General features: G+C 36.5%; 22 protein-coding genes. 19 read left to right on the top strand and 3 right to left on the bottom strand.

Translation table 11 applies throughout. The features are described from left to right. Positions 1-2 precede the first annotated feature (2 nt). Positions 3-1,064 carry a Xaa-Pro dipeptidase gene (gene pepQ, locus AC1DKZ_RS02835; protein WP_002033991.1) on the top strand — a complete coding sequence of 354 codons (1,062 nt, stop codon included), beginning with the start codon at positions 3-5 and terminating at the stop codon, positions 1,062-1,064. A gap of 21 nt (positions 1,065-1,085) precedes the next feature. Then, the gene (gene efp, locus AC1DKZ_RS02830) at positions 1,086-1,643 is read left to right on the top strand and encodes an elongation factor P (RefSeq protein WP_002033989.1); all 558 of its coding nucleotides are present in this window, start codon (positions 1,086-1,088) and stop codon (positions 1,641-1,643) included. Between the two features lie 35 nt (positions 1,644-1,678). Here the strand turns inward: efp and AC1DKZ_RS02825 are convergent, their stop codons facing one another. Together AC1DKZ_RS02825 and AC1DKZ_RS02820 are read right to left on the bottom strand one after the other, a co-directional pair. After that, entirely contained in the window at positions 1,679-1,999 is a 321-nt protein-coding gene (locus tag AC1DKZ_RS02825) for a hypothetical protein (RefSeq protein ID WP_002138295.1), read from the bottom strand. Beyond that, positions 1,980-2,561 (bottom strand): GNAT family N-acetyltransferase, encoded by a 582-nt coding sequence (locus AC1DKZ_RS02820; protein WP_113935558.1) that lies wholly within the window; start codon positions 2,559-2,561, stop codon positions 1,980-1,982. The genes AC1DKZ_RS02825 and AC1DKZ_RS02820 overlap by 20 nt, the downstream gene beginning before the upstream one ends. Positions 2,562-2,739: 178 nt before the next feature. On the opposite strand from AC1DKZ_RS02820, the gene AC1DKZ_RS02815 reads away from it, so the two are divergent. From AC1DKZ_RS02815 to AC1DKZ_RS02775, 9 genes are read left to right on the top strand one after another with little or no spacing between them, the layout of a single operon-like run. After that, complete coding sequence (locus AC1DKZ_RS02815) at positions 2,740-3,021, top strand: YqhV family protein (RefSeq protein ID WP_000816054.1); 282 nt, start codon at positions 2,740-2,742, stop codon at positions 3,019-3,021. 27 nt (positions 3,022-3,048) lie between these two features. Next, a complete protein-coding gene (spoIIIAA, locus tag AC1DKZ_RS02810) occupies positions 3,049-3,975 on the top strand; it encodes a stage III sporulation protein AA (RefSeq protein WP_476995621.1) in 927 nt (308 codons plus the stop codon). Further along, a complete protein-coding gene (spoIIIAB, locus tag AC1DKZ_RS02805; protein ID WP_002088574.1) occupies positions 3,969-4,484 on the top strand; it encodes a stage III sporulation protein SpoIIIAB in 516 nt (171 codons plus the stop codon). The genes spoIIIAA and spoIIIAB overlap by 7 nt, the downstream gene beginning before the upstream one ends. A gap of 14 nt (positions 4,485-4,498) precedes the next feature. Beyond that, positions 4,499-4,702, top strand: coding sequence for a stage III sporulation protein AC (gene spoIIIAC / locus AC1DKZ_RS02800; RefSeq protein WP_000020914.1), 204 nt, complete (start codon positions 4,499-4,501; stop codon positions 4,700-4,702). 23 nt (positions 4,703-4,725) lie between these two features. Further along, positions 4,726-5,109 carry a stage III sporulation protein AD gene (gene spoIIIAD, locus AC1DKZ_RS02795; RefSeq protein ID WP_078172833.1) on the top strand — a complete coding sequence of 128 codons (384 nt, stop codon included), beginning with the start codon at positions 4,726-4,728 and terminating at the stop codon, positions 5,107-5,109. 10 nt (positions 5,110-5,119) lie between these two features. Further along, positions 5,120-6,292 (top strand): stage III sporulation protein AE, encoded by a 1,173-nt coding sequence (gene spoIIIAE, locus AC1DKZ_RS02790; protein WP_002067101.1) that lies wholly within the window; start codon positions 5,120-5,122, stop codon positions 6,290-6,292. A gap of 12 nt (positions 6,293-6,304) precedes the next feature. After that, entirely contained in the window at positions 6,305-6,937 is a 633-nt protein-coding gene (spoIIIAF, locus tag AC1DKZ_RS02785) for a stage III sporulation protein AF (protein WP_113935555.1), read from the top strand. Then, positions 6,927-7,589 carry a stage III sporulation protein AG gene (gene spoIIIAG, locus AC1DKZ_RS02780; RefSeq protein WP_113935554.1) on the top strand — a complete coding sequence of 221 codons (663 nt, stop codon included), beginning with the start codon at positions 6,927-6,929 and terminating at the stop codon, positions 7,587-7,589. The genes spoIIIAF and spoIIIAG overlap by 11 nt, the downstream gene beginning before the upstream one ends. A 15-nt stretch (positions 7,590-7,604) precedes the next feature. Next, positions 7,605-8,261, top strand: coding sequence for a SpoIIIAH-like family protein (locus AC1DKZ_RS02775; RefSeq protein ID WP_002067104.1), 657 nt, complete (start codon positions 7,605-7,607; stop codon positions 8,259-8,261). 52 nt (positions 8,262-8,313) lie between these two features. Here the strand turns inward: AC1DKZ_RS02775 and AC1DKZ_RS02770 are convergent, their stop codons facing one another. After that, positions 8,314-8,511, bottom strand: a complete 198-nt coding sequence (locus AC1DKZ_RS02770; RefSeq protein ID WP_012261697.1) for a hypothetical protein — start codon at positions 8,509-8,511, stop codon at positions 8,314-8,316. A 471-nt stretch (positions 8,512-8,982) separates the two neighbouring features. Here AC1DKZ_RS02770 and accB point away from each other — a divergent pair, with 471 nt between their 5' ends. The 8 genes from accB (at position 8,983) to ispA (ending at position 15,378) form a co-directional block, all read left to right on the top strand. Continuing rightward, entirely contained in the window at positions 8,983-9,471 is a 489-nt protein-coding gene (accB, locus tag AC1DKZ_RS02765) for an acetyl-CoA carboxylase biotin carboxyl carrier protein (RefSeq protein ID WP_476995620.1), read from the top strand. 16 nt (positions 9,472-9,487) lie between these two features. Beyond that, positions 9,488-10,840, top strand: a complete 1,353-nt coding sequence (accC, locus tag AC1DKZ_RS02760) for an acetyl-CoA carboxylase biotin carboxylase subunit (protein WP_002015065.1) — start codon at positions 9,488-9,490, stop codon at positions 10,838-10,840. A gap of 22 nt (positions 10,841-10,862) precedes the next feature. After that, the gene (locus AC1DKZ_RS02755; protein ID WP_000807630.1) at positions 10,863-11,255 is read left to right on the top strand and encodes an Asp23/Gls24 family envelope stress response protein; all 393 of its coding nucleotides are present in this window, start codon (positions 10,863-10,865) and stop codon (positions 11,253-11,255) included. Between the two features lie 348 nt (positions 11,256-11,603). Further along, positions 11,604-11,996, top strand: a complete 393-nt coding sequence (nusB, locus tag AC1DKZ_RS02750; RefSeq protein ID WP_113935553.1) for a N utilization substance protein NusB — start codon at positions 11,604-11,606, stop codon at positions 11,994-11,996. Positions 11,997-12,019: 23 nt separating this feature from the next. Next, the gene (folD, locus tag AC1DKZ_RS02745; RefSeq protein ID WP_113935552.1) at positions 12,020-12,880 is read left to right on the top strand and encodes a bifunctional methylenetetrahydrofolate dehydrogenase/methenyltetrahydrofolate cyclohydrolase FolD; all 861 of its coding nucleotides are present in this window, start codon (positions 12,020-12,022) and stop codon (positions 12,878-12,880) included. 26 nt (positions 12,881-12,906) lie between these two features. Then, the gene (xseA, locus tag AC1DKZ_RS02740; RefSeq protein ID WP_002015068.1) at positions 12,907-14,265 is read left to right on the top strand and encodes an exodeoxyribonuclease VII large subunit; all 1,359 of its coding nucleotides are present in this window, start codon (positions 12,907-12,909) and stop codon (positions 14,263-14,265) included. After that, the gene (gene xseB, locus AC1DKZ_RS02735) at positions 14,255-14,485 is read left to right on the top strand and encodes an exodeoxyribonuclease VII small subunit (RefSeq protein ID WP_000428422.1); all 231 of its coding nucleotides are present in this window, start codon (positions 14,255-14,257) and stop codon (positions 14,483-14,485) included. Before xseA ends, xseB begins: the two co-directional genes overlap by 11 nt. Next, a complete protein-coding gene (gene ispA / locus AC1DKZ_RS02730; protein ID WP_002015072.1) occupies positions 14,485-15,378 on the top strand; it encodes a (2E,6E)-farnesyl diphosphate synthase in 894 nt (297 codons plus the stop codon). Before xseB ends, ispA begins: the two co-directional genes overlap by 1 nt. Positions 15,379-15,685: the final 307 nt, after the last annotated feature.

Raw genomic sequence — 15,685 nt, 5'->3', positions numbered from 1 at the left:
TAATGGAAAAGATCGAGAGATTAAGAAGTGCGTTTGATGAGGCTGGTATTGACGGTATCGTATTAACGAATGAACATAGCCGTAGATATATGGCGAATTTCACGGGAACAGCTGGTGTTGTACTAATTTCAAAAGAGCGTGCTCTATTTATTACAGATTTCCGTTATGTAGAGCAAGCTAGTAAGCAAGCGGTTGGATACGAAATAGTGCAGCATCCAGGATTAATTCTTGATGAAGTTGCGAAACAAGTTAAAGAACTTGGAATTCAAAAGCTAGGCTTTGAGCAAGATACTCTTACATATAGCTCTTACGTAACGCATAATGAAGCGATCGAAGCTGAATTCATCCCAACTTCTGGGCTTGTAGAAAAGTTACGCTTGATAAAGACTGATTCAGAGATTAAGATATTAAAGGAAGCTGCACAGATTGCAGATGCTGCCTTTGAGCATATTCTATCATTCATTCGCCCGGGAGTATCTGAAATTGAAGTGTCAAATGAACTTGAATTTTTCATGAGAAAACAAGGAGCAACATCTTCTTCGTTTGATATTATCGTTGCTTCAGGTCTTCGTTCGGCATTACCGCACGGCGTGGCATCTGAAAAAGTGATAGAAAAAGGAGATTTCGTTACATTAGACTTCGGCGCTTATTACAAAGGATATTGCTCTGATATTACTCGTACGATTGCAGTCGGTGAACCATCTGATAAATTAAAAGAAATTTATAATATCGTTTTAGAAGCTCAACTACGTGGTGTGAACGGTATTAAAGCTGGTTTAACGGGTCGTGAGGCTGATGCATTAACGCGTGATTACATAACGGAAAAAGGATATGGTGAATACTTCGGACACTCTACTGGTCATGGAATCGGTCTTGAAATCCATGAAGCACCAGGTTTAGCGTTCCGTTCTGATACAGTACTTGAACCAGGTATGGCTGTAACAGTAGAACCAGGTATTTATATTCCAGGTGTTGGCGGGGTACGTATTGAAGATGATATCATTGTAACAAGTGAAGGTAATGAAGTAATAACGAAATCACCAAAAGAACTTATTATTTTGTAATACACAGGAGGATTTTTTTACATGATTTCAGTAAACGATTTTCGTACAGGTTTAACAATTTCAGTGGACAATGCCCTTTGGCAAGTAATGGATTTCCAACACGTAAAGCCAGGTAAAGGTGCTGCATTCGTTCGCTCTAAACTACGTAACCTTCGCACAGGATCTGTTCAAGAGAAAACATTCCGTGCAGGTGAAAAAGTAGAAAAAGCACACATCGAAAACCGTCGTATGCAATACTTATACGCGAGCGGTGAGTCTCACGTATTTATGGATAACGAAACTTATGAGCAAATCGAACTTGGTGAAAACCAAATCGAGCGCGAATTGAAATTCTTAAAAGAAAACATGGGAGTATCTATTATGACATACCAAGATGAAGTACTTGGTGTTGAACTTCCGAACACAGTTGAATTAACAGTGTCAGAAACAGAGCCTGGTATTAAAGGTGACACAGCTTCTAACGTAACAAAACCAGCTAAATTAGAAACTGGTCTTGTTGTACAAGTACCAATCTTCATTAACGAAGGCGAAATGCTTATCATCAACACTGGTGAAGGTAAATACGTTTCTCGTGCATAGTAGAAAAGCACTCGTGATTATCACGAGTGCTTTTTTTATAGGAAGTAGGGAAGATAGTAAATTGCGGTTATAACAAAACTAACTGTGACGAGTGAAAGGGTGCCCATAATATATGGAGTCAAAACAATTTGAAACGGGCGTATTTCACCAGTTTCAATACCGGTAAAAGTTTTATTCGTTGCATGATCCATATTGTTATTTCTAAAGGTACTCATAATAATTAACCAAGTAATTGCAAATATTGCTAGACTGCCAAGGAAAAAGCTCTCCAAAAATGACCAGCCGACCATTTTTGAAAAAAGATAAATAATAGCTAATTCTACTACAATTGTTAAACTAATTTTCAATCCCTTCATATTTTCCCCCCTCATTTCGTACTTCCAACCAATTTGAAAATTTTTCGCATGATACAACATGCAGTACGCAAGGTGATTTTACTTCTTTCTCCAAAGCAGCGTGTATGTCTGGAAATTGTTTTTCCACATGTAATGAAATGTAAGGTAGTTTCTCTTGTGCTTTTAAAGAGCGAATGTTATTCGTTTTAGCACCGGCAAATACGTATGTAAGTTGCAAGTCTAAAAAAGCGATTTTAAAGATCTCTTTTTTAGCAGATTCGTTATATCCTCTTCCCCAATATTGATAGCCGAGCCAACTTCCAATATGTGAGTGCTTTTGTTCGTAATTAATATGTTTAAGTGTCGTGAGGCCAATTATTTCATTTTCCTCACTTACAATCACTCTTGATAAGGAGTGCTTTTTTCGTTCCTCTTCAATTGCAAAAAGAATGAATGTTTTTGTATCTTCCACTGATTCTACTTTTAGCCCTAATGCATTTTTTACATGTGGATTGCTTGATAGCTCAAAAAGCACATTTGCATATCGTAAATCGAGTGGTAATAAAGTAACTTGCTTCATCATCTATGCTCCTTTTCTATTAAATATACCATAAAATAATTAGAATATTTAGCTTTCTATTAAGTCGATAGAGAAAAATTATGTTTTTACTTCTGAAATAGACAACCTCTGCATATGGTTGTACAAATATATTCTTTTTCAGAATAAGGAAGTAGTAACTGTTATGGGAGAAGGTGGGAGAATGAAACAGTGGCTAGCGGCAATGGAAACATCCGTGCTTGTTATGGGGTTACTTCGGTTGTTTTCAGGAAGCGCGGAAATATTCGCCGCTTTGCTTATGCTTTACGTGAATGATGCGAAGAAAGCATTGTTTATAAATGGTATGTTGGCGTTTGTTGGACCGACCGTATTAATTTTAACAATGACAATTGGCATAGCGAGTGTAGCAAGTGAGATTTCTTTCTTGAAACTCTTTTTTCTAGCACTTGGAATTGGCTGCATTTTTATCGCGTTGTTGAAATAGTAAGTCGAGTATAGTGGGGAGAAGCTTATGAAAGAAGTATTAGAAGTTTTACCGAAAACGATGAAACAGTTAGTTGAAGGTTGTAAGCAATACGATACTCTAGAGGAAATTCGCGTTCGAATTGGAAGGCCACTAGAGTGTATCGCACATGGAGAAGTGTTTTTCTATGACTATATCGCTACAGCGGAAGATGCAATCCATTTATTGAATAAATTAAGTCAATTCTCAATTTATACGATGGAAGAGGAATTGAAACGTGGATATGTGACACTACGAGGAGGACATAGAATTGGCCTAGCAGGAAAAGTCATTACAGAAAAAAGTGCAGTGAAAATGATTCGGGATGTCTCTTCTTTTAATATTCGTATTGCCCGTCAAAAAATAGGGATTGCTGAGCCGCTTCTGCCATATCTTTATGAATCGCGATGGTTAAACACGATGGTAATAGGCCCACCGCAAACGGGGAAAACAACACTTTTAAGAGATGTAGCACGCTGTATGAGTCAGGGTGTAAGTGCTTCGAAAATTCCTTCATGTAAAGTGGGAATTGTTGATGAACGATCAGAAATTGCGGGCTGTGTGAAAGGAATCCCGCAATATGACTTTGGCGTGCGAGTAGATGTATTAGACGCTTGTCCAAAAGCTGAAGGAATGATGATGATGATTCGTTCTATGAGCCCAGACATATTAATCGTAGATGAAATTGGACGTAAAGAAGATAGTGAAGCGATTATGGAGGCGGTACATGCAGGTGTTCAGCTTTTTATAAGTGCACATGGATTTTCTTATGATGATGTTGTGAAACGTCCATCGTTACAGGCAGTGCTGGAACTTGGTGTATTTGATAGGTTTGTGGAATTATCAAAAGCGAGAGGGCCAGGAACGGTTATGCAAGTGAAAGATAGAGATGGAAAACCAGTATTACCTCATAGAAAGGCTCAAGGCGTATGGTGAAAATATTTGGTGCGGTATTAATAGTTGCTGTTAGCACTTTTTTCGGATTTTCATACGCTAAAAGGTACAGTGAGAGACCGCGGCAACTTAGGTTATTGAAGGCAGCATTGCAATCATTAGAAGCTGAAATTATGTATGGACACACGCCGTTATCTGAGGCTGCAGAGCGTTTAGTCAAACAAATGCCGAAGCCGTTAAATTGGATATTTCAAAGCTTTTCGAAACGGCTAGAGGACGGGGAGCAAACAGTTAGAGAAGCTTGGATTGATAGTTTGAAGGAGAACTGGACGTTAACGGCGTTTAAACAAACCGAGTATGAAATCTTACAACAATTTGGTGAAACACTTGGACAACATGATCGTGAATCACAGCAAAAACATATTCGCTTATGTATTACACATTTGGAGAGAGAAGAAGGAGAAGCGAAAGCATTACAACTACAATATGAAAAAATGATAAAGAGTTTAGGGGTACTAGCAGGGCTACTTATCGTAATTTTACTGCTATAGGGGGGAGAAAGGCGATGTCCATTGATGTTGGATTAATATTTCAAATCGCCGGAATCGGCATTGTTTTAGCTTTCATTCATACTGTACTAAAAGAATTAAAGCGAGAGGATATTGCAAATTGGGTTATCCTTGTCGGTTTTGTCGTTATTTTGTTTCATGTTGCATTTTTAATTAATACTCTATTCGACAAGATTAAAAGTGTCTTTCTCTTCCAGTAAAGGAGGCGGTTCGAATCGAAATTATACAAATTGTCGGATTAGGCCTCGTTGCTACATTTTTAGCTGCTGTTTTAAATCAGCATAAGTCTAGTATTACATCGTTATTTATTGTGTTCATTGGTAGCATGATGTTTCTTCTCTTAATCGATCAAATTCATTCTATTTTACAAATGATTGAGAGAGTGGCGAGTGAAGCGAAGGTTAGCAACGTATATGTAGAAACGTTATTGAAAATTATAGGGATTGCTTATATCGCTGAGTTTGGTGCGCAAATTACAAAGGATGCTGGTCAAGGTGCAATCGCTTCGAAAATTGAATTAGCTGGGAAAATCTTAATTCTCGTCATGGCAATTCCTATTTTGACGGTTGTAATTGAAACAATTCTCGGTTTTTTACCTACGGGATAAGGGGGAGTGAATGTTGAGGAAGTTTGGAGCTAAGCTATTATTTGCTTGCTTCCTTTTCTTTTCTTTACCGATTGTTGTACAAGCTTCTCCTATAGAAACAAACGTCGTTGATCAACAATTGGATAAGCTCGGAATTGAAGATGTGAAGCAATTTTGGGACGGGCTTGTTACAAAGTATGGAGGCTATTTACCAGAGAGTCAAAAAGGAAGCTTTATGGAGTTTGTAAAGGGAGAAAAAGAGTTCTCCATAAAAGAGTGGATGATAGGTCTACTAAAATATTTATTTCATGAGCTTGTTGCAAATGGAAAGTTACTTGGAACGCTCATTATGCTCACGATTTTCAGTGCATTGTTGCAATCGTTACAATCTGCTTTTTCAAAGAGTAGCGTGAGTAAAATCGCTGATGCAGTCGTATACATGGTACTTATTATTTTCGCTTTAAATAGTTTTTATGTCGTTATGACATATGCAAGAGAGACGATACAAACAATGGTAGATTTTATACTAGCGTTATTACCAATTTTACTTGCACTCGTAGCAACAGGCGGCGGTGTTGTTTCTGTATCATTTTTTCATCCAATCATCATTTTCTTAATGAATACGAGTGGGCTTCTTATGAACTATATCGTTCTACCACTTTTATTACTTGCAACTATATTAAGTATTGTAAGCACGATGAGTGATCAATATAAAGTTACGAAATTGTCCAAGCTTTTGCAAAACGTTAGTGTTGGGATTATTGGTATCTTTTTGACGGTTTTTTTAGGCGTATTATCTGTACAGGGAACAGCGTCAGCCGTTGCTGATGGTATAGCTGTGAAAACGGCTAAATTTGTAACAGGAAACTTCATTCCTGTAGTAGGAAGGATGTTTACTGAGGCAGCGGATACTGTTATTAGTGCATCTGGATTATTAAAAAACACAGTAGGAATTATCGGGCTCGTTATTTTATGCTTAATTGTCGCTTTCCCAGCGATTCAAATTTTTTGTATCGCGTTTATTTATAAATTCGCAGCAGCAGTATTGCAACCAGTAGGCGGAGGAGCAATTATTCAATGTTTAGATATCATTGGACGAAGTATCATTTACGTATTTGCTTGCTTAGCTATCGTATCATTTATGTTCTTTTTAAGTATCACAATTATTATTGCTGCCGGGAACATTACTCTCATGATGCGGTAGGAGGTGAAGAGTGTGCAATTTGTTACAGAGTGGATTAGAAATATTATCGTTTTTTTACTCTTAGCGACAATGCTTCATCTTATTCTTCCAAATTCAAATTTGCAAAAGTACGTTAAATTCGTTGTAAGTCTATTGTTAGTCGTATTAATTTTAACGCCTCTATTTAAGTTGTTACAAACAGATGTAAATGAAGTTATCGCAAATTTCAATGAAGAAAAGTACGTAGCAGATGGATCTGTAAAAAATTCGATAGATTCGAAGAAAAAAGAAATACAAGCTCTAACACGTGCATATAGTTTAGAAGAGATGGCTACCAAAATGAAAAAAGACGTAGGAAAAGAGTTTGAGAAAAAGTATGGTATGACAGTCTCTGGAATACAAATAGTCGCAGTGGAGCATGCAGGAGAAGTAAAGTCAGCGAAAGATATTCAATCTGTTGTTGTGACGTTGAAAGAAAAAGAACGTAGTAATAATGATGCAATCGAAACAGTAAAGCCCATTGAAATTAATATGAAAGAACCTCCAAAAAAAATAGAAGAAACGAATGTAGAAATGAAAGATTTCTTTTCAAGCAGGTGGCAACTAGAGGATAAACAAATCCAAGTTCAGATGGAAGGGAGGACAGGTAGCGTAAATGGACAATAAAGATAAAAATTCGAGGTTCTCATTTTTTCGAAACTTATTAAATGGGGATGGAAAAGAAAGTAATGAGAAGGGGAAAAAGGTAACACCTAAGTTTTTGCTTGTCCTACTCATACTTGGGATTGCGCTTATGTTTTCTAGTAATTTCTTAGCACCTAAAAAAGAAGAAGTGCCTGTGTTTAAAGAAAAGACAAGTCAAAGCCAAGATAAAGATGTACCAACTTTCGGTCAAAAAAACAATGATAATATGTCAAATGTAGAAAAATACGAAAAAGCGTATGAACAAGAATTGAAAGCTTCTTTAGAAGAGATAGCCGGAGTAAAAGATGTAACTATTAAAGTGAACTTAGATTCATCTGAAGAAAAAATACTCGAGAAAAATACAGTAAAACGTTCACAAACGACAGGTGAAACTGATAAAGCAGGCGGGAAAAGGGAAGTAGAAGACGAGTCTCTTGATGAAAAGACAGTCATTATACGTGAAGGTGATAAAGAAACTCCAATTGTTTTGCGAACAGAGAAACCGAAAGTACGAGGTGTTCTGGTCGTAGCAAAGGGAGTGGATAATATACAAATAAAAGCAATGGTAAAAGAAGCTGTGACGCGATTATTAGATGTACCAGCTCATCGCGTTTCAGTATCACCGAAAAATTGATAGGGAGGAAATAAAGTGTTAAAAAAACAAACGGTTTGGCTATTAACGATGTTAAGTTTAGTGGTTGTACTATCTGTTTATTACGTAACAACTCCTGATAAAATGAATACAGCAGCACCGGCAACGGGTGAAAAGATGGGACAAGAAAAGCAAGGTGTTGATAAAGCAGTTACAAAAGAAACAACGAAAGAAACTACAAATAAAGAGACAACAAAAGAAAATACAAGCAAGGAAACTACAAATAAAGAAACAGACAAAAAAGAGAATGACAAAAAAGAAACAAGTAAAAAAGAGGCTAGTGTAACAGTTCAATCAAGCGATGAGAATTTTACAGCGCTACGTATGCAAATGGAAGATCAGCGTAGTGTAGAGAAAGAAAAGTTACAAAATGTAATGAAGTCATCAAAATCTTCAGCAGAAGAAAAGAGTAAAGCGAAAGATAATCTTGATGCCATTACTACGATGGAAACGAAGCAACAATTACTTGAGACAGTGATTAAATCTCAAGGTGGATATAAAGATGCTCTTGTAAGAGCTGATGGAACGGACATTAAAGTAACAGTTAAATCGGCAAAGCATTCACAAAAAGAAGCGAATAAAATTATTCAGCTTGTAAGAAGTGAAGGTGGTCCAAAAGATGTAGGTGTGAAATTTGATCCATCAGTAAAATAAATTATAATAGGTGTTGCTGCTTCAAATTAGATAAAAGAATAATAGAAAAAAGCTATCGTTTTCGATAGCTTTTTTCTATTTCATCTTTGCAGTTGTATTTAGTATTTTCAATTGGAAACGGGGAAATACGCTGTGAGTAAAAGATTAATGGTTCGTGATGATGGTGATTAGTTTTTCCAGATTTGACGTGAATGAAGAGGACCAATGTCCAAATCACTACGGCAGGCAAGAACAGGATGAGCCATATCATATGTCCGCACCTCACTACAATAAATTTGCTACACTTTGAACATACTATTCTTTTATGAAGGAAGAATGAACGGCGCGTAAACAAAAAAATAATATTTGGTAAAAATATGTTTTTTTACCGTAGATAAAATGAAGAATTCTGAGGGAATTACGTTTTTACACTTTGCAGTTTTGAAAAAGTAAAGAATGTTTTTTAGGAAGTGGTCTTGCCAATTTTGTGTGAAACTTGGTATTATTACTAGGTAATAATTTTTTGATGGAATAATATTTTTACAGGAGTTTCGATTTATAATAAAGAAATATAAATTGGAATGTTTAAAAAATTTAGCGTAAGATGGGAATAGTAAATATTTCTATTAGTAAATGTCATAGGAATAAATTTTCTAATAGAATACATCGTATTTTTACAGTAAATCAGTTTGATGCCAATCTGTAAAAACGGGACAAACAAGAGTATGGGAGTGGATTTTACATGTTTAAAATTCAAGAAGTTCGTGAATTAATTAAATTAATTGATAGCTCTAATATTGATGAATTTGAATACAAAAAAGACGGTACAGCAATCAAAATGAAAAAACGTGGTAATGAAGTTGTTGCTGTGCAAGCACCGGTAACGAAACAAGTAGTACAACCAGCAGCATCTGTTGAAGTAGAAACAACAGTAGCGGCAGCGCAAGTAGAAGTGCAAAAACAAGAAGAGAAGAAAGTTGTTCAAGATGAAAACCTACATAAAATCACATCACCGATGGTAGGGACATTTTATTCCTCTTCTTCGCCTGATACACCTCAATATGTAAGTGTTGGGGACAGAGTATTGAAAGATTCTATCGTATGTATTGTTGAAGCTATGAAATTATTTAACGAAATTGACGCAGATGTAGAGGGCGAAATTGTTGAAATTCTTGTTAATAACGGACAGCTTGTTGAGTATGGACAACCGCTATTTCTTGTAAAAGCGTAATAAGGGAGTCTTTGTGATGATAAAAAAAGTATTAATAGCCAATCGTGGGGAAATTGCTGTACGAATTATTCGTGCTTGTAAAGAAATGGATATTGAAACAGTTGCAATTTATTCAGAAGCAGACAAAGAGTCACTTCATGTGCAAATTGCAGATGAAGCGTATTGTGTTGGACCAACGATTTCAAAAGAAAGCTATTTAAATTTGACGAACATTATTAGTGTTGCGAAATTAACAGGTTGTGATGCAATTCATCCGGGATATGGATTTTTAGCAGAGAATGCAGATTTTGCAGAATTATGCCGTGAGTGTAACTTGATTTTTATCGGTCCAAGCCCAGAAGCCATTTCAAAGATGGGCACAAAAGACGTTGCACGTGATACAATGAAAGAAGCAGGGGTTCCAATTGTACCAGGTTCACAAGGGATTATTAAAAATACCGAAGAAGCGATCGAGCTTGCTAATCAACTTGGATATCCAGTTATCATTAAAGCGACTGCAGGTGGCGGCGGAAAAGGTATTCGTGTTGCGCGCCATGAAGAAGAGCTTGTAAAAGGAATTCAAATTACACAGCAAGAAGCCAGTACCGCTTTTGGGAACCCTGGTGTATACTTGGAGAAGTACGTTGAAGATTTCCGCCATGTTGAGATTCAAATAATGGCAGATACACATGGAAATGCCATTCATTTAGGAGAGCGTGATTGTACAATTCAGCGCCGTCTGCAAAAACTATTAGAAGAAAGTCCATCACCTGCACTTGATGAGAATATTCGCAAGCAAATGGGTGAAGCAGCAGTTAAAGCGGCGGTAGCGGTTGATTATACAGGTGCTGGTACGGTTGAGTTTATTTATGAATATAAAACGAAAAGCTTTTATTTCATGGAGATGAATACGAGAATCCAAGTTGAACATCCAGTTACTGAAATGGTAACAGGGATGGATCTAATTAAAGAACAAATTCTTGTTGCTTCTGGAGAAAAGTTATCGTTACAGCAAGAAGAAGTACAATTTAATGGTTGGGCAATGGAATGTCGAATTAATGCGGAAAACCCTGCCAAAAAATTTATGCCATCTCCAGGTAAAGTAGAAATGTACTTACCACCGGGCGGATTTGGTATTCGCGTCGATTCAGCTGTATATCCGGGATATTCAATACCACCTTTCTATGATTCGATGGTTGCTAAATTAATTGTTCACGGAAAAACACGTGAAGAGGCAATTGCAAAAATGAAGCGAGCGCTCAGTGAGTTTGTCATTGAAGGCGTACATACAACAATCCCGTTCCATTTGCAATTGCTAGAGCATCCTGATTTTGTAAAAGGTGAGTTTAACACGAAATTTTTGGAAGAGCATGAACTTGTGACGCAGTGATACATTAAAGGAGGTTTTTTTCATGGCTGAACATATGTTAGATATGGGTCAAGATACAACTCTTGGAAAAGTAGAAATTGCACCAGAAGTAATCGAAGTAATTGCAGGTATTGCAGCTGCTGAAGTAGAAGGTGTAGCGGCAATGCGTGGTAATTTTGCTACAGATGTTGTTGAGAAGTTAGGTAAGAAAAATCATGGTAAAGGTGTAAAGGTTGAATTAGCAAACGAAGATATTATTGTTGACCTTTATGTTGTGATGTATTTTGGTGTAGCAATTCCGGTTGTTGCACAAAAAATTCAAGACAATATTCGCCAAGCACTCTTTACAATGACAGGACTTGAGCCAAAAGAAGTGAACGTTCACATCGTTGGCGTAACATTCGAAACACAAAAAACAGAAATCGAACCAGTGTAAGAGTGGAAAAAGGTGCCTAGTAAAATAGGCATCTTTTTTATCGTTTCATTTCTTCACAAATTAAAACCCTCTAATTATTATACTATTTCAAAAAAAAAGAAAAATAAAACGGTATGTTTCATTTTTCCAAAAAACGTACATTGTGATAAGATATGGAACTTGAAGTTAATCTTTTTATTATTTTTCAGCCTTGTACCCCGTGTGTGAAACGATAAATTGTGTTATTATCATTGTATTATAAGGTTGGAAAATCAATGAAAACTGCAAGAGTAAGTGAATTGACGGCTTATAAATTATAATAATATAACAAAACATAAGGAAAGACTTGAAGTATAAAGGAGAGTTACAATGAAACGTAGGACGGCTAGAGAAAGAGCAATGCAAGCATTATACCAAATGGATATTACAGGTGAATTAGAACCGAAAGTAGCGGTGGAAAATACGCTAGATGAAGGCGAAGAAACAAATGAGTTTCTAGAATCACTTGTTGTAGGATTTGTAGACAACAAAGAAGAGATTGACGCAGCAATTCGTCAAAATTTAAAAAAGTGGAAGCTTGAGCGTATTAGTATTGTTGATCGCAGTATTTTACGTGTAGCTGTGTGTGAGATGAGATACATGGAAGAAATTCCGCACAATGTAACAATTAACGAAGCAATTGAAATCGCAAAAACATTTGGGGATGAGGAATCTCGTCGTTTTATTAACGGCGTTTTATCTAATATAAAAGATACACTGTAATTTCTTTAAGGGGGAAACTTAAAATGGTAGCAGTAATCATCAAAGGAAATGAAGTTGCGGAGAAAAAACGAGCACAATTAAAAGAAAAAGTTGTGAAGTTAAAAGAGCAAGGGATTGTACCAGGATTAGCAGTTATTTTAGTTGGAGAAGATCCAGCATCGCGTTCTTATGTAAAAGGAAAAGAAAAAGGTTGTGAGCACGTAGGAATCTATTCAGAGCTAATTGAACTTCCTGAAACGATTACTGAGGAGCGTTTGCTTGCTGAAATCGATCGCTTAAATGGAGACGACCGCATTAATGGCATATTGGTACAATTACCTTTACCAAAACACATTGAAGAAAAAGCTATCATTGAAAGAATTTCACCGGAAAAGGATGTAGATGGATTTCACCCAATCAGCGTAGGACGTATGATGACGGGACAAGACACATTCCTTCCATGTACACCGCATGGCATTTTAGAATTAGTAAAAGAAACGAATCTTGATATTTCTGGAAAGCATGTTGTTGTAATTGGAAGAAGTAATATTGTTGGTAAACCAGTGGGGCAACTGTTTTTAAATGAAAATGCAACTGTAACATATTGTCATTCTAAGACGCAAAATATAAAAGAATTATCGAAGTTAGCTGATATTTTAATCGTAGCCGTTGGACGACCGAAAATGGTAACAGCTGACTATATTAAAGAGGGTGCGGTTGTAATTGATGTTGGTGTTAACCGTTTAGAAACAGGCAAACTTTGTGGTGATGTTGATTTTGACAATGTATTAGACGTTGCAGGTTACATTACGCCTGTGCCAAAAGGAGTCGGCCCAATGACTATTACAATGCTTCTTCACAACACTGTGGAGTCTGCAAAGCGTGCAGGTGTTGTTTGTCAATAATTTGAATCGGCTATGAGGAGAGAGAAATGGAGAAACAATATTTAACCGTTACAGCGTTAACACGCTATATTAAAACAAAAATAGAGTATGACCCGCATTTACAGTCTGTTTGGTTAAAAGGAGAAATTTCCAACTTTAAATATCATAGTCGTGGTCATATGTATTTTACATTGAAAGATGAAAATGCAAGAATTGCAGCGGTTATGTTTGCGGGTCATAATCGTAACATTAAATTCAGACCGGAAAATGGAATGAAAGTACTTGTAAAAGGAAAGATTTCTGTTTATGAGGCGAGTGGTTCTTATCAAATTTATATTCAAGACATGCAGCCTGACGGAATTGGAAACTTGCATTTAGCTTATGAGCAATTAAAAGTTCGTTTAGAGGAAGAGGGCTTGTTTTCTCAAGTTTATAAAAAAATAATTCCTCCGTATGCTAAAACAATAGGTGTAATCACGTCGCCAACAGGAGCAGCAATTCGCGATATTATAACAACAATTAAACGTCGTTATCCGATTGGAAATGTTATTGTGTTTCCTGTACTTGTACAAGGGGAGTCAGCAGCTCCCTCGATTGTACAAGCAATTCGTACAGCGAATGAAATGGGAGATATTGATGTTTTAATTGTTGGACGTGGTGGAGGCTCTATTGAAGAATTATGGGCCTTTAATGAGGAAGTAGTTGCAAGAGAAATTTTCACAAGTGAGATTCCGATTATTTCGGCTGTAGGCCATGAAACAGATTTTACAATCGCAGATTTTGTCGCGGATTTACGTGCACCAACACCGACTGCAGCAGCTGAGTTGGCGGTACCTAATACTATAGAGTTACAAGAAAAGGTATTACAAAGAACTCTGAGATTGCAAAGAGCAATGAGAGAGAGAGTACATAAAAAAGAAGAAAAACTGCAAGTGTTACAAAAATCTTATGCGTTCCGTTATCCAAGGCAAGTGTACGAGCAAAAAGAAGAGCAGTTAGACAGGGCTCTTGAACAACTTGTTTTAGCGAAAGAGCGTTATATAGATAAAAAAGTAAATCAATTAAAGCAACTTTCATTTTATTTAGAAAAGCACCACCCATCTCAAAAAATTATACAAACGAAAACGGCAATTGAAACGTTGCAAAAGCAGTTGCAACGTGAAATGCAAACATTACTTCAAACGAAGGAGTTCGTATTTGTGAGAGCGGCTCAAAAGCTTGAGGTATTAAGCCCGCTTAAAGTAATGATGAGAGGGTATGGGCTTGTATACGATGAAGAGAAACAAGTATTAAAAAGCGTGAAAGATGTTAGCCTTGGAGATGCTGTTTCGGTTCAATTACAAGATGGAATACTAGATTGTAGCGTATCAAGCATAGAGGAGCGTGAATTGAATAATGGAAAATAAATTAAGCTTTGAAGAAGCAATTTCGCAGCTTGAGCATCTCGTTTCTAAGCTTGAACAAGGTGATGTACCTTTAGAGGAAGCAATTTCTTATTTTAAGGAAGGCATGGAATTATCTAAGCTTTGTGATGAGAAATTGAAAGATGTACAAGAACAAATGGCAGTTATCCTTGGGGAAGATGGAGAGCTTAAACCGTTTACTGCTTTAGGAGATGAAGCGTAGTGACACATATAGCTTTTGATGCTTTTTTGAAAGAGAGTAAAACTTTCGTAGAAGAAAAGCTTGTAAGCTATGCAAATGAATTACAATGTCCAAATGTGCTTCGTGAAGCGATGGCATATTCTTTGGAAGCGGGTGGGAAACGTCTCCGCCCGTTACTTTTATTTGCAACGTTACAAGCGTTTGGGAAAGAAAGAAATCTTGGAGTGGGTGCAGCTTGTGCCCTTGAAATGATTCATACATATTCGTTAATTCATGATGATTTACCTTGTATGGATGATGATGATCTAAGACGAGGAAAGCCTACAAATCATAAAGTATTTGGTGAAGCAATGGCAGTTTTAGCGGGAGATGGTTTGTTGACATATGCTTTTCAAGTTATTATGGCATATGAGCAAAAAGAAATCTCTGCTGAAAAAAAAGTAAGACTTGTACTTGAGCTTGCGAAAGCAGCAGGACCTGAAGGAATGGTTGCTGGACAAGTGGCAGATATGGAAGCTGAAGGAAAACGACTTACAATTAATGAATTAGAGTACATTCATAATCATAAGACAGGTAAACTGCTTGAGTTTGCTGTACTTGCAGGCGCGATACTTTCTGATGCTACAGAAGAGCAAGAAGAGAAGTTACTTGCATTTGCGAAATATATCGGTCTAGCTTTCCAAATTAGAGATGATATTTTGGATGTAGAAGGAACAGAAGAAGAGATTGGAAAACCGATTGGTAGTGATGCTTCCAACGAGAAGAGCACATATACGACGTTATTTACTGTAGATAGAGCAAAATCTATTTTAGAGGAGAAAATTGCAAAAGCAAAAGATTCTATTAGCTCCTTACAATTACAAGATGAATATTTACTATCTATTTGTGATTTAATCGCAAAACGTAATAACTAATATAACAGCGTTTCCATTTGTTGAGTCATTCATCATTTTATGATATAAATGTAGGAAAAGGTTTTTCTTTTCTTGTTATTGGCAAAAATATATGTAGATTACATTGCCGTTATCACTTCGTGTTAGCGGCTATTTTTTTCATCACGTAAAGAAATATGATGTATAATATGATAAGTGAAAAAATGGAAGTGTTTTCTGAAAGCAGGACAAGATAAAAAGAATAGAAAAGATAATTTCTTGTGTTGTGTAAATGTTTCTTATAATATTTGACATGTTGACAGATTATGAAATGAAAGTGAGTGATCCA

The organism is Bacillus sp. 05T21, from assembly GCF_056396785.1.
This window is presented reverse-complemented; position numbering and strand designations above follow the sequence as displayed.

Coding starts and splice junctions, on each gene's coding strand:
- pepQ (WP_002033991.1), top strand. CDS start 3: ATGGAAAAGATCGAGAGATTAAGAAGTGCGTTTGATGAGGCTGGTATT.
- spoIIIAA (WP_476995621.1), top strand. CDS start 3,049: ATGAAAGAAGTATTAGAAGTTTTACCGAAAACGATGAAACAGTTAGTT.
- efp (WP_002033989.1), top strand. CDS start 1,086: ATGATTTCAGTAAACGATTTTCGTACAGGTTTAACAATTTCAGTGGAC.
- AC1DKZ_RS02825 (WP_002138295.1), bottom strand. CDS start 1,999: ATGAAGGGATTGAAAATTAGTTTAACAATTGTAGTAGAATTAGCTATT.
- xseB (WP_000428422.1), top strand. CDS start 14,255: ATGGAAAATAAATTAAGCTTTGAAGAAGCAATTTCGCAGCTTGAGCAT.
- folD (WP_113935552.1), top strand. CDS start 12,020: ATGGTAGCAGTAATCATCAAAGGAAATGAAGTTGCGGAGAAAAAACGA.
- xseA (WP_002015068.1), top strand. CDS start 12,907: ATGGAGAAACAATATTTAACCGTTACAGCGTTAACACGCTATATTAAA.
- AC1DKZ_RS02755 (WP_000807630.1), top strand. CDS start 10,863: ATGGCTGAACATATGTTAGATATGGGTCAAGATACAACTCTTGGAAAA.
- AC1DKZ_RS02820 (WP_113935558.1), bottom strand. CDS start 2,561: ATGATGAAGCAAGTTACTTTATTACCACTCGATTTACGATATGCAAAT.
- nusB (WP_113935553.1), top strand. CDS start 11,604: ATGAAACGTAGGACGGCTAGAGAAAGAGCAATGCAAGCATTATACCAA.
- AC1DKZ_RS02770 (WP_012261697.1), bottom strand. CDS start 8,511: ATGATATGGCTCATCCTGTTCTTGCCTGCCGTAGTGATTTGGACATTG.
- spoIIIAB (WP_002088574.1), top strand. CDS start 3,969: ATGGTGAAAATATTTGGTGCGGTATTAATAGTTGCTGTTAGCACTTTT.
- spoIIIAE (WP_002067101.1), top strand. CDS start 5,120: ATGTTGAGGAAGTTTGGAGCTAAGCTATTATTTGCTTGCTTCCTTTTC.
- spoIIIAG (WP_113935554.1), top strand. CDS start 6,927: ATGGACAATAAAGATAAAAATTCGAGGTTCTCATTTTTTCGAAACTTA.
- AC1DKZ_RS02815 (WP_000816054.1), top strand. CDS start 2,740: ATGAAACAGTGGCTAGCGGCAATGGAAACATCCGTGCTTGTTATGGGG.
- accB (WP_476995620.1), top strand. CDS start 8,983: ATGTTTAAAATTCAAGAAGTTCGTGAATTAATTAAATTAATTGATAGC.
- spoIIIAC (WP_000020914.1), top strand. CDS start 4,499: ATGTCCATTGATGTTGGATTAATATTTCAAATCGCCGGAATCGGCATT.
- accC (WP_002015065.1), top strand. CDS start 9,488: ATGATAAAAAAAGTATTAATAGCCAATCGTGGGGAAATTGCTGTACGA.